The sequence below is a fragment of the Mycolicibacterium lutetiense genome (assembly GCF_017876775.1).
Taxonomy (GTDB): domain Bacteria; phylum Actinomycetota; class Actinomycetes; order Mycobacteriales; family Mycobacteriaceae; genus Mycobacterium; species Mycobacterium lutetiense.
In genome coordinates this window covers 1,215,375-1,236,456 of record NZ_JAGIOP010000002.1, presented here as the reverse complement: position 1 = coordinate 1,236,456, position 21,082 = coordinate 1,215,375, and the positions used below count along the sequence as shown (strand labels likewise).

The window sequence follows — 21,082 nt, the reverse complement described above, 5'->3', positions numbered from 1 at the left end:
AGTATGGGGCTCAGCGTGGCGTCTCCGGGGTTGCGCGGTGTTGCGCGTCGAGCACCAGCAGCGCCACGTGCAGAGAGGTCATCGATTCGCCGTCGTCGAGGTTGACCCCGAGCCGGCGTTCGATCGAGGCCAGCCGGCTGTAGAGGGCCGGGCGGCTCATGTGCAGGCGTTTGGCCAGCGCGGACTTGTTGCCTGCGAGTTCCAGGTAGCCACGCAGCACTTCCACGTCGTCGCTGCCGTGGGCCGCGTCGTGGATCAGCAGGGTCTTGAGTTCGGTTTCGGCGAACATCTGGACTCGCGGATCGTCGAGCAGCAGGGTGATCAACCCGCGCAGGCGGACGTCGGAGGCCCGCACGAACGGACGCGGAAGGTCCGGCATCGACGCCGCGACCTCGGCGACGTGAGCGGATTCGCGAAGTCCATGCACCGCATCGGCGAACCCGCCAGCGTTACCGCCGACTGCGACGACGACCTTGTCGGCGTCACCGCCGCGGGCGATCGCGTCACGCCAGCCCTCCGCCAGGCGGCTCAGCGCGGCGTCGGCGTTGACTCCGCGCCGGGGGTTCAATGCCAGGACCAACCCGATTTCGCCGTCCCGCCGGATCGAGCAGATCGCGCTGTGCCCTTGGGATTTCACGCTGTGGGTGACCGCATCCAGGATGCGGATGTTTCGTCGCTGCATGCCGACGGGGTCGAGTCGGTCGGGCGGCGCACCTACCCGGACGGTGGCCGGAAGATAGGTCGTGGCGGCCCGCAGGCCGAGGGACAGGGCCCGGGCATCGGCCTCGCGGTCGTCGGCGGTCCGACCGCCCAGCACGTCGTCGATCAGTCCGCTCTGGGCCTGCTGCTCTAGGCCGGACCGGCCGCGTTCGGCCATGCGGTGCAGGGCGAGTGCCTGAGCGGCGCGTTCCAGGACCATCGTGGTCTTGGCCGGGGCGGTCGGGGAGTGCGGGACGATGAGCCGGCCCCATTCCTCGGTGCGCGGGCCCACGGCGGTGGTGGTCCACGGTTCGGTCATCGCGCGGGATCGGCGTTGCCAGTCGGCGAGTACGGCAGTGGCCGGTTCATTGCGGGGCGAGATCGCCAGCACCTGGCGGGACAAGTCCTCGAGTACCACCGATTCGTCGATCATCTCGGCCGCTGCGCGCACGATGTCCGCCATCGACGGGCGCTTCATGCTCAACTCGGTGAAGGTCTTGTGGGTGCGGTGGGCGAACTCGAGTTCCTCATACTGGTCGGCCACGATGAGCCGGTGCACCGCCTCGGTGACCTCGACGAACTTGGTCTCCCGATGCAGCACCACGAGCGCGAGACCGAGGGTTTGGGCGATCTCGCCGACCCTCTCGGGAAGGGACTCGATGCGGGTGCCCAGTTCCACCACCACGCCGACGACGCCGGCTCGCTGCATCCGGTCGAGGTAGTCACGCGGTGCCTCGCGCAGGGCAGCACCGGTGGTGAGCACCAGCTCGCCGCCCTGCAGCAGGCCAGCGAGGTCGGGCATGTCGCTGACGTGAACCCAGCGCACCGGCCGATCCAGTTGTTGCGCGCTGAGCACCGCGGGCTCGCCGGCCTGCACCACCGGGAGCTCGATGACGTCACGCACGGTCGGGATCATTGACAAAGTGTATTGAAGTAGGCGTTCTGCTTTACAGACTGATGGCTCCAACGGTATTGATCCTGGCTCAGAGTGGTAGCCACACCCCATGCCGCAGGAAGGTTCGGACCCCCATGAGCAATGTCATCCAGCACTGGCGCGACGGCAAGATCTTCGCCGGGACGTCGACCGCCACGGCCCCGGTGACCAACCCGGCCACTGGTGCGGTGACCGGTGAGGTTGCGCTGGCCAGCGTGGATGATGCTCGTGCGGTGATCGACGCCGCCGTGGCGGCGTTCCCGGCTTGGCGTGACACATCGCTGGCCAAGCGCACTTCGGTGCTGTTCGCGTACCGGGAGTTGCTCAACGCCCGCAAGGAGGAGCTGGCCGCGCTCATCACCGCTGAGCACGGCAAGGTGCTCTCCGATGCCCTCGGTGAGGTGAGCCGGGGCCTGGAGGTCGTCGAGTTCGCTTGCGGCATCCCGAATCTGCTCAAGGGCGGGTTCACCGAGAACGCCTCCACGAACGTGGATGTGCACTCCGTGCTGCAGCCGCTGGGCCCCGTCGGCGTCATCTCGCCGTTCAACTTCCCGGCCATGGTGCCGATGTGGTTCTTCCCGATCGCCATCGCCGCGGGCAACACCGTGGTGCTCAAACCGTCGGAGAAGGATCCGAGCGCCTCGCTGTGGATGGCCCGGTTGTGGGCCGAGGCGGGCCTGCCCGACGGTGTGTTCAACGTGCTGCAGGGTGACAAGACCGCGGTCGACGAGCTGTTGACCAACCCGAAGATCAAGGCGATCTCCTTCGTCGGCTCCACCCCGATCGCGCAGTACGTCTACGCCACCGGCACTGCGGCGGGCAAGCGGGTGCAGGCGCTGGGCGGGGCCAAGAACCACGCCGTGATCCTGCCCGATGCCGACCTGGATCTGGCCGCCGATGCGATGGTCAACGCCGGTTTCGGTTCTGCGGGTGAGCGTTGCATGGCGATTTCGGCCGCGGTGGCCGTCGGCCCCATCGCCGACGATCTGGTCGCCAAGATCGCCGAGCGCGCCACCACCATCAAAACCGGTGACGGAACCCAGGATTCGGACATGGGGCCGCTGGTCACCAAGGCCCACCGCGACAAGGTGGCTTCCTACATCGACGCCGGCGAGGTCGACGGCGCCAAGGTCGTGCTCGACGGTCGCACCGTGCTGGACGGGGCCGGCCAACGGGACCCCGGCGGTTTCTGGCTGGGCCCGACGCTGCTCGACAACGTCACGCCGGAGATGAGTGTCTACACCGATGAGATCTTCGGTCCGGTGCTGTCGGTGCTGCGGGTCGAGACCTACGACGATGCTCTTGCGTTGATCAACAACAATCCCTACGGCAACGGCACCGCGATCTTCACCAATGACGGTGGCGCGGCGCGGCGTTTCCAGAACGAGGTCGAGGTCGGCATGGTCGGCATCAACGTGCCGATTCCCGTTCCGATGTCCTACTTCAGTTTTGGCGGTTGGAAGGCGTCGCTGTTCGGTGACAGCCATGCGCACGGCGCCGAAGGCGTGCACTTCTTCACCAGGACCAAGGCCATCACCACCCGCTGGCTGGACCCCAGCCATGGGGGCATCAACCTCGGGTTCCCCGAGAACAAGTGAGAGAATCGCACCCATGACTGTTGTTGAAGAGTCCGCCGCGCTGCCCAACGGATTGACCGTCGAGGCGGCGAAGGCCGAGGCCGCGCGGGCCTATGAACTCGACCGCGCACACGTGTTCCATTCCTGGTCGGCGCAGGAGGAAATCTCGCCGATGACGATCACCGCCGCGCAGGGCTCGTACGTGTGGGACGGCGACGGCAACCGCCTCCTGGACTTCTCCTCCCAGCTGGTCAATACCAATATCGGTCACCAGCACCCCAAGGTCGTGGCCGCCATTGCCGAGCAGGCCGCCAAGCTGTGCACGGTGGCCCCGCAGTACGCCAACGCGGCTCGCTCGGAGGCGGCCCGGCTGGTCGCCGAGCGCACCCCCGGTGACCTGAACAAGGTGTTCTTCACCAACGCCGGTGCCGACGCGGTGGAGCATGCGGTCCGGATGGCCCGCCTGCACACCGGCCGCTACAAGGTGCTGTCGCGGTACCGCTCCTACCACGGTGGCACCGACACCGCGGTCAACCTGACCGGTGACCCGCGGCGCTGGTCCAACGACTACGGAAACGCCGGCACCGTGCACTTCAACGGACCGTTTCTGTATCGCTCGTCGTTCCACGCCGAGACCGAGGAACAGGAATCCCAGCGCGCGCTGGAGTACCTCGACAAGCTGATCCAGATGGAGGGCCCGGCCACCATCGCTGCGATCATCCTGGAGTCGATTCCGGGTACTGCCGGCATCATGGTGCCCCCGCCCGGATACATGACCGGGGTGCGGGAGATCTGCGACCGCTACGGCATCGTGTTCATCGCCGACGAGGTCATGGCCGGATTCGGGCGCAGCGGAAAGTGGTTCTCCATCGACCACTTCGACGTGGTGCCGGACCTGCTCACCTTCGCCAAGGGCGTCAACTCCGGATATGTGCCGCTCGGTGGTGTGGCGATCAGCCCGGCCATCTATGAGACGTTCGCGCATCGGCCCTACCCGGGCGGGCTGACCTACTCCGGGCACCCGCTGGCCACCGCGGCCGCCGTCGCGACCATCAACGCGATGGCCGACGAAGGCATGGTCGAGAACGCGGCCAAGATCGGGTCCGAGGTGATCGCGCCCGGCCTGGCGGAGTTGGCGGCCAAGCACCGCAGCATCGGCGAGGTCCGCGGTGCGGGTGTGTTCTGGGCCGTCGAGCTGGTCGCCGATCAGCAGACCCGCGAACCGTTGGCACCCTACGGTGGCACCAGCCCGGCGATGGGCGCCGTGGTCAGTGCCTGCAAGGCCAACGGCCTGCTGCCGTTCGCCAACTACAACCGCATCCATGTGGTGCCGCCGTGCAACGTCACGGAGGAGGAAGCGCGCGAGGGTCTGGCGATCCTGGACAAGGCGTTCGACGTCGCCGATCAGTACACCAACTGATCTTTCCGGCCACCTTCTCCGAGACTGTGCTCAGGGACAAGAATCGCGGGGCAGATTCATACGGTCAATGCAACATCCGTCAATGTGGGGGTTGCAATGCCGACTGGTTATCGGGCGCCGTGGTGGTTGAAGCGGCAGTTTTTTGATCTGGTGTGTGCCGGGATGTCGGTGCTGGAGGCCGAACGTCAACTCGGTGTGTCACGCAATGTCGGGCGGGCGTGGTGGCGTAAGGCTGGCGGTATGAGGCTGCGAATTGGCAAAGGTGATCTCGGGTTGGCCGAACCTGGTGACCTCACCCGTGCCGGCGGACGTGGTCACCGGCTGAGCTACGACGAACGCGTCCTGATCATGCGGGGGCTCGATCAACGACACCCACAGGCTGAGATTGCCCGCCAGCTCGATCGCGATCCCAGCGTCATCTCACGCGAGATCCGGCGCAATCGCACTGCGGCCGGGGACTATCACGCAGGGTTGGCTCATGCCAGAGCTAGTCAGAAAGCCAAGCGGCCCAAAGAGTTCAAGCTCAACGACACCCGGGTGTGCGCCGCCATCGAAACCTGGATGGATGACGGGTGGAGCCCGAAACTGATCGCCGAGATGTTGGCTCGTGACCATCCCGATGACAGGCTGACACGGGTGAGCCACGAAACCATCTACAAGTGCCTCTACGTGCAAGGCCGCGGCCAGCTACGCGCCGATCTGAACAAGTGCTTGTCGACTAAACGCGCCGCTCGCAAGCCCCGGGGCAGTACCGAGCGACGCGGGAAGTTCAGCGATGTGATCACCATCAGCCAGCGGCCCGCCGTGGTGGATGACCGTGCCGTGCCCGGGCATTGGGAAGGTGACCTGATCCTGGGCGCCGCAGGTGGCAGCGCAATCGGGACCCTGGTCGAGCGCAGCACCCGATTCACCATCTTGCTGCACCTACCGCACGATCACACCGCCGATTCGGTGGCCACCGCGATGATCGAGGCGATGAACGAGCTGCCTGCTCACCTACGTCGCACGATCACCTGGGATCGCGGCAGCGAGATGGCCCGCTGGCACGACATCAGCCTGGCACTGCAAGCGCCGGTCTACTTCTGCGATCCTCATTCACCCTGGCAGCGGGGCAGTAACGAGAACACCAACCGGCTGCTGCGGTTCTGGTTCGAAAAGGGCACCGACCTGTCCGGCTACACCAAAGCCGACCTCAAAGGAGTCCAAGACAAACTCAACACCCGACCCCGACCCACCCTGGACTTCGACACCCCAGCCCAACGTTTGGCCACTCTCCTCGATCAAGCTGCCTAACCGCGTTGCACTAACCACTTGACTTCGAGCGGAAAATCTGTCCCTGAGTGCAGTCTCGGTGTGCGTTTTACACCGCTATTGCCCGGTTGAGCCCTGATCCGTAGCGCGAATTGGGACACTGGACGAGTGCGTTCACCTGCCCAGTGCTGGCTAACCGACATGGACGGCGTCCTGGTGCGCGAGGAACATGCGCTGCCGGGCGCCGCCGAATTCCTGCAGACTCTGGCCGACAAGAAACGGCCATTCCTGGTGCTGACCAACAACTCGATCTTCACACCGCGCGACCTGGCCGCCCGCCTGGCGCGTTCGGGGCTGATCGTGCCAGAAGCGTCGATCTGGACGTCGGCCCTGGCGACGGCGGCATTCCTGGACGATCAGCTGCCGGGTGGGTCGGCCTATGTGATCGGTGAGGCCGGGCTGACCACCGCGCTGCACGAGGCCGGTTACACCCTGACCGACATCGCGCCGGACTACGTGGTGCTGGGGGAGACCCGGACCTATTCGTTTGAGGCGATCACCAAAGCCGTCCGGCTGATCCTCGGCGGTGCCCGGTTCATCGCCACCAACCCTGACGTCAGCGGCCCGTCGGCAGAGGGGCCGCTGCCCGCGACCGGGTCGGTGGCCGCGATGATCACCAAGGCCACCGGGCGTGACCCCTACTTCGTCGGCAAACCCAATCCGATGATGTTCCGCAGCGCACTCAATCGGATCGAGGCGCACTCGGAGAACACTGTCATGGTGGGCGACCGGATGGACACCGATGTGGTGGCCGGGATCGAGGCGGGATTGGACACCATCCTGGTGCTCACCGGTTCGACGTCGGTCGAGGATATCGAGCGTTACCCGTTCCGGCCCAGCCGCATACTGCCGTCCATCGCCGAAGCCATCGAATTGATCTGAGATGGCCGGAGTTTCGGGGACCGAGGCCATCGATGAGCACTTCACTGCGACGGTATCGGCCCTGACTGGGCAGAGCGCGGCGACCGCGCTCGGTATTCCGAATCCCTTGGCGCTCTTCGACGCCCAAATCGGCAGCCGTCACCTTGATCTCGCCGCGCGCTGGCTGCGCTCAGAGGGCAAGGGCTACTACACCATCGGATCGTCGGGCCATGAGGGCAACGCCGCGGTGGCGGCAACGCTGCGCCCGACCGATCCGGCGCTGCTGCACTACCGGTCGGGCGGCTTCTACCTGGCCCGCGCTGCGCAGGTCGACGGCTCCGATCCGCTGCGTGACGTACTGCTCGGACTGGTGGCGGCCACCGCCGAACCGATCTCCGGCGGACGGCACAAGGTGTTCGGCCGCCACGACCTGAACATCATTCCGCAGACCTCCACCATCGCGTCACATCTGCCACGGTCAGTCGGGGTGGCCTTCTCGATCGCCCGCACCCGCAAGCTTGGGGTGGCCTGCCCGTGGCCGGAGGATGCGGTCACGGTGTGCAGCTTCGGCGACGCCTCGGCCAATCACTCGACGACCGTCGGCGCCGTCAACGCGGCCCTGCACGCCGCCTACCAGGGTCTGCCGATGCCGCTGCTCTTCGTCTGTGAGGACAACGGCATCGGGATCAGCACTCCGACGCCGCACGGGTGGATTGCCCGCGCCTACGGCGATCGGGAGGGGCTCCGGTACTTCGCCGCCGACGGCTGCGACCTCGTCGACGCCTTCGATACCGCGCGGACCGCAGCCGATTGGGTTCGTCGCGAACGGAAGCCCGCCCTTCTGCATCTGCGGACGGTGCGCCTCATGGGTCATGCCGGCAGCGACTACGAGCCGGCCTACCGGCGGCCCGCCGACATCCTCGCAGACTACGAGCGGGATCCGGTCGTGAACACCGCGAAACTCCTTGTGGCCCATGGTATTCTGACGCCGGCCGAGGTGGTGCAACGCTATGAGGCCAAGCGCGCCGAGGTGATGGAACTGGCCCGCCAGGTCAGCGACTATCCGCAGTTGGACAGCGCGACAGCTGTCATGCAGCCACTGCGCGACACGCTCGACGAAGGCAGGGCGGTCTCCGTCGCCGCCCCGGGCGAGCCTGGTGGCGAGCCGTTGACCCTGGCCCTGGCCATCAACGCGGCGCTGCAGAACGTCCTGCAGGACCACCCGGAGGTGATCGTCTTCGGTGAGGACATCGCCCGCAAAGGCGGGGTCTACGGGGTGACCCGCGGCCTGCAGGCCGCCGCCGGACCCGCGCGGGTTTTCGACACCCTGCTCGACGAACAGACCATCCTGGGACTGGCGTTGGGAGCGGGCGTTTCGGGACTGGTGTCGATCCCGGAGATTCAATACCTGGCGTATCTGCACAACGCCGCCGATCAGATCCGCGGCGAGGGCGCCACGCTGCCGTTCTTCTCCAACCGCCAGTACCGCAACCCGATGGTGGTGCGGATCGCGGGCTACGGGTACCAGAAGGGGTTCGGCGGTCACTTCCACAACGACAACTCGATCGCGGCGATCCGCGACATACCCGGGGTGGTGATCGCCTCCCCGGCCCGGCCCGACGATGCCGCGGCCATGCTGCACACCTGTGTCGCCGCAGCCAAAGACGCTGGCGCCGTGTGTGTTTTCCTCGAACCGATCGCGTTGTACCACACCAGGGACCTCTACACCGACGGCGATCAGCGATGGCTGGCGCGCTACCCGGGGCAGCCCGTGCAGATCGGTCGGGCCCGCACCTACGGTGACGGCAACGACCTGACGATCCTGACCTTCGGCAACGGTCTGTGGCTGAGCCTGCGGGTGGCCCGTCGTCTGGAGCAGGCCGGGATCGGCACCCGGGTGGTGGATCTGCGCTGGTTGTCGCCGCTGCCGGTCGAGGACATGCTGCGCGAGGCCGACGCGACCGGGCGGGTGCTCATCGTCGACGAGACCCGCCGCAGCGGCGGTGTGGGGGAGGGTGTGCTGGCCGAACTCACCGATCACGGCTACACCGGTCGGGTGCAGCGGGTGGCCAGTGCCGACAGTTTCATCCCGCTCGGTGATGCCGCCCTGCAGGTGCTGTTGTCCGAGGACACCATCGAGGCAGCCGCGGTGAAACTGGTCGGTGAACGGGCTTGATAGCTTGACTTCCATGGCTGAATCCGTAACGCCGGACCCGACCCGCCCGCTGGCCGGGGTGCGGATCGTCGAGATCTCCAGTTTCGTAGCTGTGCCCCTGGCCGGCATGACCCTGTCCCAGTTGGGTGCCGAGGTGGTGCGCGTCGACCCGATCGGGGGTGCCGCCGACTACCACCGCTGGCCGCTGACCGATGGCGGCGACAGCATCTACTGGGCCGGTCTGAACAAGGGCAAGCGCTCGGTGGCCGCTGATGTGCGCTCACCCGAGGGGCAGCAGCTGGTGCAACGCCTGGTCGCCGAGGCCGGCGTTCTCATCACGAATGTCGCTGGACGTCAATGGCATTCGTACGAGGTGCTGTCCGGATTGCGTCCCGACCTGATCCATGTCGAGGTGTCGGGGCGCGCCGACGGCGGCACCGGCGTCGATTACACGGTCAACGCCGGGTTGGGCTTCCCCATGGTGACCGGGCCCGCGCAGTTGGCCACCCCGGTCAACCACGTACTGCCGGCCTGGGATGTCAGCTGTGGACTGTATGTGGCACTGGCGGTCAGTGCCGCACTGCGCCACCGCGATTCCAGCGGCGAGGGCGCACGGATCAGCATTCCACTGGAGAACGTCGCCCTCGCCACCGCGGGCAATCTCGGATTCCTGACCGAGGTGATGATCAACGGCACCGGCCGGGAACGCCTCGGCAATACGCTGTACGGCACCTACGGGCAGAACTTCACCAGCAGCGACGGCGTCGGGTTCATGCTCGTCGCTCTCACCGGCCGCCATTTCCGTGACCTCACCGAAGTCACCGGAACCACCAAAGCCGTTGCCGCCCTTGCTGAGGCGTTCGGAGCCGACTTCACCGACGAAGGGCAGCGCTACACCCACCGCGACGCCCTGACCGGATTGTTTACCCTGTGGTTCAGCGAGCACACCGCCGAGGAGGTCAGCGCGGCGCTGTCGGGCACCTCGGTGCTGTGGGAGCGATACCGCAGCTTCGCCGAGGTCGCCGTCAACGACCGGGTCGTGGCCAACCCGCTGTTCACTCCGCTGGAACAACCGCGTATCGGCACGTACCTGGCGCCGGGTCTGCCGGTATCGGTCGGCGGGCAGTATCCGCCTGCGGTGCCCGCGCCCGCACTCGGCGACGACACCATCGCGGTGCTGGCTGACCACCTCGGGCTCGGTGCCGACGAGATCGCGGCCCTGATCGAATCAGGAACCGTCGCAACGGGGACCGGTGCTCGGTGAGTACCCTGCTGAAGCTGTTGGACGTGCGCGCGCACGCGGGCGGTGACGTCTTCGCCGGGCAGGCCAGCGGTCCGACCGGCAAGCGGGCCTATGGCGGTCTGCTGGCCGCGCAGAGCCTGGCCGCCGCCTGCCGCACCGTCGGTGATGACCGGTCACCGACCAACATGCATCTTCAGTTTCTGCGGGGCGGCGACGCGGGGGAAGCCGCCGAGCACCGCGTGCAGCGCGTGTACGACGGGCGCACGGCCTCTGCCCGGCGGGTCGAAACATACGAGCACGGCCGCATGCTGACGACGGCCACGGTGTCGTTCGCGACGGGACTCGCCGGGCCCGAGCACGGGCTGGGTGCGATGCCGCACGATCCCGAGGTGCTTCCGTGCACCGGCCCACCCGGCCCGGCGCCGTCACTTCCGCTCGACGAGTTCGACATCCGTATCGCCGACGACGGCTCGGGCGAGGAGTTCGTGCGCCGGATGTGGTGGCGGGTCACCACCGAACTGCCGGACGATCCGTTGGTGCACACGCTGATCGCGGTGTACATCACCGACCTGTACGGGATCGACCCGGCGCTGGCCGTGCACGGGCACAGCATGCGCTCGCGCAGTCACCGCAGTGGCACCACCGACTCGTCGATCTGGTTTCACCGGCCGGTACAGGCCGGGGAGTGGAATCTGCTGGAGTCGCGTTCACCGGCCGCTGCGCGCGGCCGGGGCCTCATCACGTCGAGCCTGATCGGTGCAGACGGCGGTATCGCCGCGACCCTGGTGCAGGAGGGGCTGGTCGCCGACCGCGATCCGGCGTGATCTTCCTCGCCGAGCCAGCTGGGTCCGCGTCACGTTGGCGAGATAGGTGAGCGCCACGCCGAAGGCCAGTGCGGCCAGCACACCGAGCGCCCGGTGGTCACCGAACAGCGGGTAGATCTGGTAGTGCGTGAGGTAGGTGTACAGCGACGCCTCGGCGAGCACTCCGCAACCGGCTGCCACCACCGCGGGACAACGCACGGTAGGCAGCCAGATCAACAACGCAAACCCTGCCATTACCAAGGTTTCCCGGCCGGTGTTGCCGAAGTAGCCGTGCACTCCGACCATCAGAACGGCGGTGACGATGATCCGCTGCCAGGTGGCGGTGGCCTTGGCCGCCGCCCACCCCGCCGCGAAGAACCAGAACGCCAGCACCGTGAACCAGGCCTCGCGACCCAGCCCGAAACCGGGCAGGTCGTAACGCAATACCAGCCCGAATGCCAGGAAAGCCGCGGCGAACGCGAAGGGGCGGCGTCGTTCCCACCGGTCGGCACCCGGCAACGCGCACACCGCGGTCAGCGCCACCAAAATCCAGAACAGCACTTCGACGAACCACAACCGTCCGGCGGTCATGCTGTCGTGCGGCCCGAGAAACTTGTTGGCCAGCAATAGGTTCGATGCGTGGTAGTCGTCGGTGAGGACCAGTGCGACCGCGACCCACGTGATCGAGGGCACCGCGATCCAGGCGATCGTGTTGCGTAGGTGGTGTAACCGCGTCGACCACGGCACCGGCGTCAGGCAGAACCGGCCGAAGTTGTACCCGGCCACCCCGAGCAGGATGTGCGCGCCGCCCCACAATGCGAACAGTTCCGCGTGCGAGCCGACGATGAGCACGATGGCCGCGGCACGCAGCGCCACGCTGGTCTCCACCGTCGCCCACCGTCGCGGCCGAGGTGTGCGGCCGCGCCCGAGAAGGCACTCGAGTTCAACCAGGGGCATCCGATGCCAATCCTTCGGCAGTCCACCCAGGGTGCGTTCCAACCGAACCGACATCGCGACATAGGACAGCGAGTTGCCGCCGAGATCGACGAAGCTCGCCTCGCGGTCGATGGATTCGGCAGGGACATGCAGAACTTCGGCGAACAGTCCCCGGAGGCCGGCGGTATCGGCGACGGTGACGTCGGCGGCGAGCGTGGGTAGCGCCGCATAGTCGGGCTTGCCCGAGACCAGCCGGGGTAGTTCGCGGACGATCGCCACCCGCACCACACCGACCGGCACGCCGGCCACGGTGGCGATCAACTGCCGCACGTCGCCGGCGGTCGTTCTGCCTGTGTCCAGGGCTGCCACCGCGAGGGTTTCGCCGTCCTCGGTGCACAGCACGGTCACCCCGCGTTCGGCGAGGGCGGCTTGCAGGCGGTCCAGGTCGATGCGCAAGCCGAACAGCTTCACGAATCGGGTGCTGCGGCCGATGATCTCGTACAGGCCGTCGGGTGTACACCGCGCGATGTCGCCGGTGCGCAATTCCGCCACCGCGGCACCCAGCGACAGATCCTCGGGACGCTGTGCATACCCGAGCATCACGTTGGCGCCGTGGTAGACCAGCTCACCGGTGCCGTCGGGCCACCCACCGCCGGGGCGAATGGACAGGCGGCCACCGGGGATCGGCCGGCCGATGGATTCGGGGTGGGACAGGGCGAATTCCGGTGGCAGGTAGGCCATCCGGGCGGTCGCCTCGGTGGCGCCGTACATCACGAACAGTTGCCAGCCCCGGCGCTGCCCGAGCCCGGCGAAGCGGCGCACCCGATCGGGTGCCATCCGCCCACCCGCCTGGGTGACGTACCGCAGGTGGGGCAGATCCATGGCGTCGAAGCCGGTGCGGTCCAGCAGTTCGAAGGTATGCGGCACACCGGCGAAGCTGGTGGCCCGGAACCGGGTGAACATCTCCCAGAATTCGTCGTCGACCACCGAGCGTTCCGTGAGGAGCAGGCCCGCGCCGCGCAGCAGGTGGCTGTTGACCACCGACAGTCCGTAGCAGTACGACAGTGGCAAGGTGGTTGCCGCCCGGTCGGTTTCAGTGATCCCAAGGTATTCGGCAATCGCGGTGGCGTTGCTGATCAGGTTGGTGAAGGACAGGCGCACCAGCTTCGGCGAACCGGTGCTGCCCGAGGTGGACATCAGCAGCGCAAGGTCGTCGTGCAACCGGTGCGTGCTGTCGGTGCGCCGGTGGCGGATACCCGCAGCATCGACGACGGTATCGGGGGAGTACGTCTGCAGGATCGTGCGGTGATCGCCGCCCGCCGGAACCGGCAGGGCGACATGGCCGCCCGCGAGCGCGCCCAGGTAGTGCACCAGGGTGTGCAGGTCGTTGCTCGCCTCGAGAAGAACGAGTCGACGTCCGGGGCCCAGCGCCGTCGCGGCGTGCGACACGAGATCGGCGAGAGTCGAGTAGCTGACCTGTTGGGTTTCGGTGACCACCGCGATCCGGTCACCGTGGGCCCGCAGCGCCTCGACGAGGTGGTTCAAGGCAATGCCGTCCCGGCGCCCCGCACGTCGATCCGGACCTTGGTGTCGCGTGCCGGCGGGTTGAGGCTGTGCTGACGCACGACGATGGGCTCACCGGCGGCCGGCGGCTCGATGGTGAGCAGCACGTCATGCCCGAGGAACTCGGTGGCGATCACGGTCCCCACGGTGGCCGCCGCGTCATCACCGGCACTGTCCGAAATCGCCGTGGCGACAAGCTGTTCAGGCCGCAGGATGAGTGTGCAGGGACCGTCGCCGGCACCCGCCTGGACCGGTATCCGTCCCAGCGCGCTGTCGGCCCATCCCGAGGTGACGGTGCCGGGCAGCGTGATGCAATCCCCGAGGAACTCGGCGGTGAACCGGTCGGCCGGTTGGCGGTATACGTGCTCGGGTGTTCCGACCTGGGTGAACCTGCCCTCACGCATCACCGCGACCTGATCGGAGATCGAGAGCGCCTCCTCCTGGTCGTGCGTCACGATCAGGGTGGTGACCCCGGTATCGGACAACGCCCGGGCCACGGACTTGCGGGTGGCCGCGCGCAGCCCGGTATCCAGGGCGCTGAACGGCTCGTCGAGCAGCATGACCACCGGCCGGCGGGCCAGAGACCGGGCCAGTGCGACGCGCTGTTGCTGGCCGCCGGAGAGCTCATGCGGCCGGCGCTGCGCGAACGAGGCATCCAGGGACACCGTGTCCAGCAGCTCGCTGACCCTGGCCCGGGCCGCGGTACCGCGCTCGCGCAGGCCGTAGGCGACGTTCTCGGCCACCGTCAGGTGTGGGAAGAGTGCGCCGTCCTGCGCCACGTAGCCGACATCGCGCCGGTGTGGGGCGACAGTGTTTGTGGGGCTTGCCATCTCGCGTCCGCCGATGGTCACGGTGCCGGCGTCAGGCGATTCGAAGCCGGCGATCACCCGCAGCAGCGTGGTCTTGCCGCATCCGGAGGAGCCGACGACGGCGGTGATGGTTCCCGGTGCCAGGGTCAGGTCGATTCCGTCGAGCACGGGGGTGCCGTTGAAGGACTTGCGAAGTCCGTGTACCTGCAGGGCAGCGTCGGTCACAGGGCGGCTACCTTCGTCGACTGACGCAACAGCATCAGGGTCACCGGGACGGACAGCGCGATCAGCATCAGCGCGTAGGGGGCGGCTGCGGCGTAGTCCAACTCGCCGCTCAGCGACCAGAACCGCATCGCCAGGGTGCGCGTGCCGGTGGGGGCGAGCAACAGCGTCGCGGTCAATTCCGTTGCCACCGCGACGAATACCAGTGCGGCGCCGGCGGCCGCGGCCGGGGCGGTCAGCCGCAGGGTGATGCGCACGAACGTGCGTGTCGGAGAAGCGCCCAATGAGCGTGAGGCCTCTTCCACCGACGGCGGCACCTGCGCCAGGCCCGAGCGCAGGCTGACCAGCGCGCGTGGCAGGAACAGCAGCACATAGGCACAGATCACCAGGGCCGCAGTCTGATACAGCGGGGGAGCGTAGCGGATCGCCACGGTGACCAGGGCCAGCGCGGTGACGATGCCGGGCATCGAGCTGGTGATGAAGTTGGCGCCTTCGATCGAGCGGGCCAGCAGGCCGCTGTACCGGACCGCCACCCAGGCGAACGGGAAGGCCAGCACGGTGGTCAGAACCGCGGCCGCGCCGGCCAGCGCGGCGGTCTGGACCAACGCGGTACCGATCTCCGCAGGTTCCCAGACCTGCGCGCCGCCGATCCACAACCACCGTGTCAGCGTCCACAACGGCACTCCCAATGCCAGGGCCGCCAGTACCAGGAGCCCCGCCGTGGCCGGCACCATCGTGCGGCCCAGGTGCATTGGGGTGGTGGCCCGCTGAGCGCCCGAGCCCACCCGGGCGAAGCGGGCATTACCGCGGGCCGCGGCCTCGGTGACCAACAGCAGCAGGCACAACAGCACGAGGACGGCGGCGAGCGTGGCTCCGGCGGCCCCGTCGAACGTGGCCTGGAACTGTTCGAAGATCGCGGTGGTGAAGGTCGAGAAGCGGATCATCGCGAACGCGCCGTATTCGGCCAGCAGGTGCACACCGATCAGCAGGCCGCCGCCCAGGATCGCCAGCCGCAGCTGCGGCAGCACCACCCGGAAGAACACCCCCGACGACCCCGATCCCAGCGCCTGGGCCGATTCCTCCAACGCGGGATCGATACGGCGCAACGTGGCCGCCGCGGGCACATAGACGAACGGAAAGTAGGACAGCGTTGCAATCAGCACGCCCGCCGAGAACCCGTGCAGCGACGGCACGACGCTGACCCAGGCGTAGCTGTTGACGAATGCGGGTACCGCCAGCGGCGCAACGAACACCGGCCGCCACCACGTCCGCCCCGGTAGGTCGGTGCGCTCAACCAGCCAGGCCGCACCCACCCCGAGCACCACACACACCGGCACCGTGATCAGGACCAGGCCCACGGTATTGAGCAGTAGCTCTCCGACGCGGGGTCGCACCACCAGTTCGATCACCCGGCTCGGGCCGGTGGTGATCACCGACCAGCCGACGTAGCCCAGCGGGATGAAGGTGGCGGCCAGCAGCAGGACCACCGCGGTGCTCAGCACCGGTCCTGGTCTGGCGGCTGCCGAACGCTGCGGGACCGGCTGAGCCGGTGGTACTTCTGTCGCGACCAATTACAGCAAGCCAGCCTTTGTCATCAGGTCGGTGACCTTGGCGGCATCGAGATTGGACGGGTTGACCATGGGCGCCTGCAACGTGTCCAGCGGTGGCAGGGCCGGGTTGGCGGCGACCCCGCTGGCGACCGGGTATTCGAACGAGGTGCCCTTCTCCAGTACTTCCTGGCCGGACTTGCCGGTGATGAACCGGACGAACTGCTGGGCCTGATCCTGCTTCTTGCTCGATTTCAGGACACCGCCGCCGGACACGCTGACGAACGCCCCGGGATCTTCGTTCTTGAAGTAGTGCAGTGCGGTGTTGCCGCTGATCTCCTTGGTCTTGGATTGATCGCGGAACCAGTAGTAGTGGTAGATGATTCCGCCGTCGACCTCGCCGGCGTTGACGGCGCGCAGGGTGGCGATGTTGTCCTGGAGCACAACGGCATTGGTCTTCAAACCGGCCAGCCATTGCGCGGTGGCCGGCTCGCCGGCCAGTTCCAGCATGGCTGCGACGATCGCCTGGAAGTCCGCCTTGGCCGGCGGTGCACCCCAACGGCCTTTCCACTGCGGCTGCTGCAGATCCATGATCGAGTGGGGCAGCTGGTCAGCCGGCAGCTTGGCCTTGTTGTAGACGAAAACCGTCGACCGTGCCGCCACCCCGGTCCACTTGCCCGATGACGGCCGGTACTGCGCCGGAACCTGATCGAGGGTCTGCTGCTCGATGTCGGCGAACAGCCCGGCCCGCTCGACGGCGGCCATCGCCGGGGAGTTCTCGGTGAGGAAGACATCGGCGGGGGAGGCGTTGCCCTCGGCCACCAGTTGGTTGCCGAGCTCGGTGTCACCGCCCTGCCGATAGGTGACCTTGATACCGGTCTCGTTGGTGAACGCGTCGATCCATTCCTTGGTGAGCGATTCGTGCTGGGCGTTGTAGACCAGCAGCTCGTCGGACCCCGAACCGGAGCACCCGACCAGACCGGCGGCTACGGCAACGGCAGACAGGACAACAGCAGCCCGGCGGCTCCAACGTGTGCGCATCGAGTGAATCCCTTCGGCGTTAGCTGAGCATCACCTAAGTACATTACCGGGAGAGCGGGTGCGACACCTAGACGGCGGGAATCGCGGAGCTGTGGAAGGTGCCGCCGCGGGCGGTTCCTCACTCGCGGTTTTCCAGCGGCAGTTCCACGCCGTACGGGATGCCGACGGCGGCGATCTGGCTGAGGCGATTGCACAGGCCGTTGGGGTTGAGCGGCGCTACGGAAGCAATGCCCGGGTCAGTGCAGAACCCGTGGCCCACCGTTGCAATCTGGGATACCGCCATAGGGGATACCACCTTGGACCGTTCCCTCAACCATCACGCTGCACGACACTCCGTCCATCCAATAGCCTGGGCCGAAAGGACTCGGGCTGTGGCCCCAACGTTGCGCGTAAAACGCGCCGTTTGAGAACGGTTCGCCAAGGCAGTATCTGCCGCCGCCAGAGAGTTTCTCGCGGTAATCGCCGCCCGGGCACCACCCTGCGTTGCCGTCAGGGATGTGCGGGTCTGGGCCGGCCCACGCGGGCGGTGAGAGTGCCAGTGCCGTCGTCATTGTCGCGATGCCGATGATTAATTTAGTGACGTTCATGTCGATACCTGCGTTCACTGAACGGACTCGCCGCGGCAGGTTGCCGAGTGGTAACCCTACGGGAAGAGAATATGCTCGCAGAGGTTTGCTGTGTGCCGCATGGCGAAGATTACGTCATTCGGATGACAGTAGCGATAGCAGCGAAAACCACCTTGACGCATGGTGTTTGAAATATTGATGACTGCGGACCTGGTGCGCATGGCCTGTAGTTGTCTGCGCTCGGTCCTGTGGATGAAATCGACGCTGGGGATAACTCAGCCGGATTGACGGGGTTCTGTCGGTGCGTGTCCGCACGGTGTGCTCATGAGTTCGATGACGCGGGCCGAGATCGGCGCACTGGGTGAACAGTTGGCCGTCGACTATCTGGCGGCACAGGGGTTGCGGACGTTGGCGCGTAACTGGCGCTGCCGCTACGGCGAATTGGACGTGATCGCCGAGGAGGTGGCGACGAACACTGTGGTGTTCGTAGAGGTGAAGACCCGCACCGGGGACGGGTTTGGCGGCATTGCCGAGGCGGTCACGGTGCAGAAGGTGCGCCGTATCCGGCGCCTGGCGGCGTTGTGGCTGGCTGAGCAGGACGTCCGGTATGCCGCATTGCGGATCGATGTGATCGGAGTGCGCATCGGGCGTCGTCGAGAACCGGAGCTTTCGCACCTCAAGGGGGTGGGTTGAAATGGGTTTGGGGAGAGCCTATTCGGTGGCTGTGCGGGGTTTGGACGGCGTCATCGTGGAGATCGAAGCTGATATCGCCTCTGGGCTGCCCGGGGTGCATCTGGTGGGGTTGCCTGACACCGCCCTGCAGGAATCGCGGGATCGGGTCCGTGCGGCGATCACCAACTGCGGCGACGACTGGCCGATGTCGCGGCTGACGCTGGCCTTGTCGCCGGCCACGCTGCGCAAGGTGGGGTCGGTCTACGACCTGGCCCTCGCCTCATCGGTGCTCTCGGCGCACACCACGAAGTCATGGCCGCGGTTGGAGAAGACGGTGCTGCTCGGTGAACTGGCGCTGGACGGGCGGGTCCGCCCGGTCGCCGGGGTCCTGCCCGCGGTGCTCGCGGCCAAACGTGAGGGGTGGCCGACGGTGGTGGTGCCCATCGACAACCTCGCCGAGGCCTGCCTGGTCGAGGGAATCGAGGTGTGCGGCGTGCATTCCCTGCGGCAGTTGAAGGCCTGGTTCAACGGCAAGTCCGAACTGGCCGGCCGGGTCAGCGCGGCAAGTCGGGTGGCCGAACCCGCCGCCGACCTTGCCGATGTGGTCGGGCAGGGTCAAGCCCGCTACGCCGTCGAGGTCGCTGCCGCCGGAGCTCATCATCTATTGCTCACCGGACCCCCGGGGATCGGTAAAACCATGCTGGCCCAACGGCTTCCCGGGCTGCTACCGCCGCTGTCGGATGAGGAATCCCTGGAGGTGACCGCGATCCACTCGGTGGCCGGGTTGTTGGCGGGGGACACCCCACTGATCACCCGCGCGCCGTTCGTCGCTCCACACCACACGTCGAGCGTGGCGGCACTGGTCGGTGGCGGATCCGGCCTGGCACGCCCGGGTGCGGTGAGTCGGGCCCACCGGGGCGTGCTGTTTCTCGACGAGTTCGCCGAGATGGGCTCAAGTGCCCTGGAGGCGTTGCGAACCCCGCTGGAGGACGGTGAGATTCGGTTGGCCCGCCGTGACGGTGTGGCGTGTTATCCGGCCAGATTCCAGCTGGTGCTCGCGGCAAATCCCTGCCCGTGTGCGCCGCCGAAACCAGTCGACTGTGTCTGTTCGGCTCAGGCCAAGCTTCGCTACCGAGGCAAGCTGTCCGGCCCGCTGGTGGACCGGGTGGACCTTCGGGTCGAGTTGTATCCGGTCACCGCGGGCGCGTTCACGCCACAGGCCGGCGAGTCCAGCACCGTGGTGCGGGAACGCGTCGCCGCGGCCCGCTCGGCCGCCCGGGAACGGTGGGCACCGTATGGCATCGGCACCAATGCCGAGGTCGGCGGTTCGCTCCTGCGGCGAGAATTCCGATTGCCCAGGGCCACGACGGAGCCGTTGCGGTCCGCACTCGACCGTGGCGTGATCAGCATGCGGGGTACCGACCGGTGTTTGAGGGTCGCCTGGACGCTGGCGGATCTCGCCGGACGGACGATGCCTGCCCATGAGGATGTCGCCACCGCTTTAGGTTTCCGTCAGGCCGGGGGCGTGTCATGACCGACGAGGTGAGGCGCGCCTGGGCGTATCTGTCGCGGGTGGCCGAGCCGCCGTGCCCGGAGTTGACCGCGTTGGTCGAACAGGTCGGACCGGTCGAAGCGGCCGCCAAGGTGAAAGCCGGCAGTATCAAGCCCGAGTTGGCCCGCTGGGTCGAGGGCCGTCGGGAACATGACTGCGCTGCAGACGATCTGAAGGTTCTCGACCAGTTGGGTGGCCGGTTGATCACCCCGGCGGATGATGAGTGGCCGGGGCTGGCATTCCAGAGCTTCCACGGTGTGGACCACAAGAAACGCCCCAATGGTCGTGCACCGCTGGTGCTGTGGGCCGTCGGACCGATCCGACTGGACGAGGCAACCGGACGGGCCGCAGCGATCGTCGGCACCCGCGCCGCCACTGCATACGGGGAACACGTGGCTGCGGACCTGGCCGCCGGCTTGGTCGATCGGGACATGGCAGTGGTCTCCGGCGGGGCGTACGGCATCGACGGGGCTGCCCATCGGGCCGCGCTGGCCTGCGAAGGCATCACGGTCGCCATCGTGGCCGGTGGTATCAACCATCCGTACCCGGCTGGGCACGCTGCATTGTTCCGCCGGATCCGGGAACAGTGCCTGCTGCTGAGCGAGTACCCACCCGGTGTGGCGCCGGGCCGGCTGCGGTTTCTCACCCGCAATCGACTGGTGGCCGCGCTGTCCGGCGCCACCGTCGTGGTCGAGGCAGGTTTGCGCAGCGGTGCGGCCAACACCGCGGCCTGGGCCGGCGCGCTGGGCCGCCAGGTGGCCGCGGTGCCGGGGCCGGTGACCTCGGCGGCTTCGGCGGGGTGTCATGCGCTGCTGCGCGGCGGCGCGGAACTGGTCACCCGGGCCGAGGAGCTGGTCGAACTGGCCGGATGCATCGGTGAGCTGGCCGCAGAACCGCAACACCCCGTCGGGCCGCTGGATGGGCTCACGCCCGCCGAGCAGCGGGTCCACGATGCCCTGCCTGCGCGCGGTTCGGTCACCGTCGACGAGATCGCCATCGCCGCGGGGCTTGCGCCGCAGCAGGTGCTCGGACCGTTGACGATGTTGGAGCTCGCCGGGTTGGCGGTCGGGGAGGAGGGGTGCTGGCGGCTGCGGCGGCACAGGTAGAACCCCTGAGCGGGGCGCGCCTCCGTATAGTCGGTGAGGTCGGCTAACAATCCAGCGGCAGATGA

The 21,082-nt window shown here is 67.4% G+C and carries 16 protein-coding genes; 10 read left to right on the top strand and 6 right to left on the bottom strand.

Going from position 1 to position 21,082, the window contains the following annotated elements; all coding sequences use genetic code 11:
- Positions 1-10: 10 nt before the first annotated feature.
- Positions 11-1,615 carry a PucR family transcriptional regulator gene (locus JOF57_RS15245; protein ID WP_209917787.1) on the bottom strand — a complete coding sequence of 535 codons (1,605 nt, stop codon included), beginning with the start codon at positions 1,613-1,615 and terminating at the stop codon, positions 11-13.
- A 113-nt stretch (positions 1,616-1,728) separates the two neighbouring features.
- Between JOF57_RS15245 and JOF57_RS15240 the strand changes: the two genes are divergently transcribed.
- From JOF57_RS15240 to JOF57_RS15210, 7 genes are all read left to right on the top strand, one after another.
- Entirely contained in the window at positions 1,729-3,231 is a 1,503-nt protein-coding gene (locus JOF57_RS15240; protein ID WP_209917785.1) for a CoA-acylating methylmalonate-semialdehyde dehydrogenase, read from the top strand.
- 13 nt (positions 3,232-3,244) lie between these two features.
- Positions 3,245-4,630: an aspartate aminotransferase family protein gene (locus JOF57_RS15235; RefSeq protein ID WP_209917783.1), complete on the top strand. Its 1,386-nt coding sequence runs from the start codon at positions 3,245-3,247 to the stop codon at positions 4,628-4,630.
- Positions 4,631-4,726: 96 nt separating this feature from the next.
- The gene (locus tag JOF57_RS15230; protein ID WP_209914822.1) at positions 4,727-5,923 is read left to right on the top strand and encodes an IS30 family transposase; all 1,197 of its coding nucleotides are present in this window, start codon (positions 4,727-4,729) and stop codon (positions 5,921-5,923) included.
- A 126-nt stretch (positions 5,924-6,049) separates the two neighbouring features.
- Positions 6,050-6,823: an HAD-IIA family hydrolase gene (locus JOF57_RS15225; protein ID WP_209917781.1), complete on the top strand. Its 774-nt coding sequence runs from the start codon at positions 6,050-6,052 to the stop codon at positions 6,821-6,823.
- Position 6,824: 1 nt separating this feature from the next.
- Entirely contained in the window at positions 6,825-8,978 is a 2,154-nt protein-coding gene (locus JOF57_RS15220) for a thiamine pyrophosphate-dependent enzyme (protein ID WP_209917779.1), read from the top strand.
- A gap of 13 nt (positions 8,979-8,991) precedes the next feature.
- On the top strand, positions 8,992-10,221 hold the full coding sequence (locus JOF57_RS15215; RefSeq protein WP_209917778.1) for a CoA transferase: 1,230 nt from the start codon (positions 8,992-8,994) through the stop codon (positions 10,219-10,221).
- Positions 10,218-11,024 carry an acyl-CoA thioesterase gene (locus JOF57_RS15210; protein ID WP_209917776.1) on the top strand — a complete coding sequence of 269 codons (807 nt, stop codon included), beginning with the start codon at positions 10,218-10,220 and terminating at the stop codon, positions 11,022-11,024. The genes JOF57_RS15215 and JOF57_RS15210 overlap by 4 nt, the downstream gene beginning before the upstream one ends.
- Here JOF57_RS15210 and JOF57_RS15205 read toward each other — a convergent pair.
- The 5 genes from JOF57_RS15205 to JOF57_RS15185 form a co-directional block, all read right to left on the bottom strand.
- Complete coding sequence (locus JOF57_RS15205; protein ID WP_209917774.1) at positions 10,908-13,484, bottom strand: non-ribosomal peptide synthetase; 2,577 nt, start codon at positions 13,482-13,484, stop codon at positions 10,908-10,910. The two genes, JOF57_RS15210 and JOF57_RS15205, sit on opposite strands and share 117 nt — an antisense overlap.
- Positions 13,481-14,536: an ABC transporter ATP-binding protein gene (locus JOF57_RS15200; protein ID WP_209917772.1), complete on the bottom strand. Its 1,056-nt coding sequence runs from the start codon at positions 14,534-14,536 to the stop codon at positions 13,481-13,483. The genes JOF57_RS15205 and JOF57_RS15200 overlap by 4 nt, the downstream gene beginning before the upstream one ends.
- Positions 14,533-16,035, bottom strand: a complete 1,503-nt coding sequence (locus JOF57_RS15195) for an ABC transporter permease (RefSeq protein ID WP_307870028.1) — start codon at positions 16,033-16,035, stop codon at positions 14,533-14,535. Before JOF57_RS15195 ends, JOF57_RS15200 begins: the two co-directional genes overlap by 4 nt.
- A 69-nt stretch (positions 16,036-16,104) precedes the next feature.
- Positions 16,105-17,121 (bottom strand): iron ABC transporter substrate-binding protein, encoded by a 1,017-nt coding sequence (locus tag JOF57_RS15190; protein WP_209917767.1) that lies wholly within the window; start codon positions 17,119-17,121, stop codon positions 16,105-16,107.
- Between the two features lie 118 nt (positions 17,122-17,239).
- Positions 17,240-17,404, bottom strand: coding sequence for a hypothetical protein (locus tag JOF57_RS15185; protein WP_209917765.1), 165 nt, complete (start codon positions 17,402-17,404; stop codon positions 17,240-17,242).
- Between the two features lie 607 nt (positions 17,405-18,011).
- On the opposite strand from JOF57_RS15185, the gene JOF57_RS15180 reads away from it, so the two are divergent.
- Genes JOF57_RS15180 through dprA form a run of 3 tightly spaced genes read left to right on the top strand, consistent with a single transcriptional unit; the run spans position 18,012 to position 21,017 of the window.
- Positions 18,012-18,380, top strand: coding sequence for a YraN family protein (locus tag JOF57_RS15180; protein ID WP_209917763.1), 369 nt, complete (start codon positions 18,012-18,014; stop codon positions 18,378-18,380).
- 1 nt (position 18,381) lies between these two features.
- Positions 18,382-19,893 (top strand): YifB family Mg chelatase-like AAA ATPase, encoded by a 1,512-nt coding sequence (locus tag JOF57_RS15175; protein ID WP_209917761.1) that lies wholly within the window; start codon positions 18,382-18,384, stop codon positions 19,891-19,893.
- Complete coding sequence (gene dprA / locus JOF57_RS15170; protein WP_209917759.1) at positions 19,890-21,017, top strand: DNA-processing protein DprA; 1,128 nt, start codon at positions 19,890-19,892, stop codon at positions 21,015-21,017. Before JOF57_RS15175 ends, dprA begins: the two co-directional genes overlap by 4 nt.
- Positions 21,018-21,082: the final 65 nt, after the last annotated feature.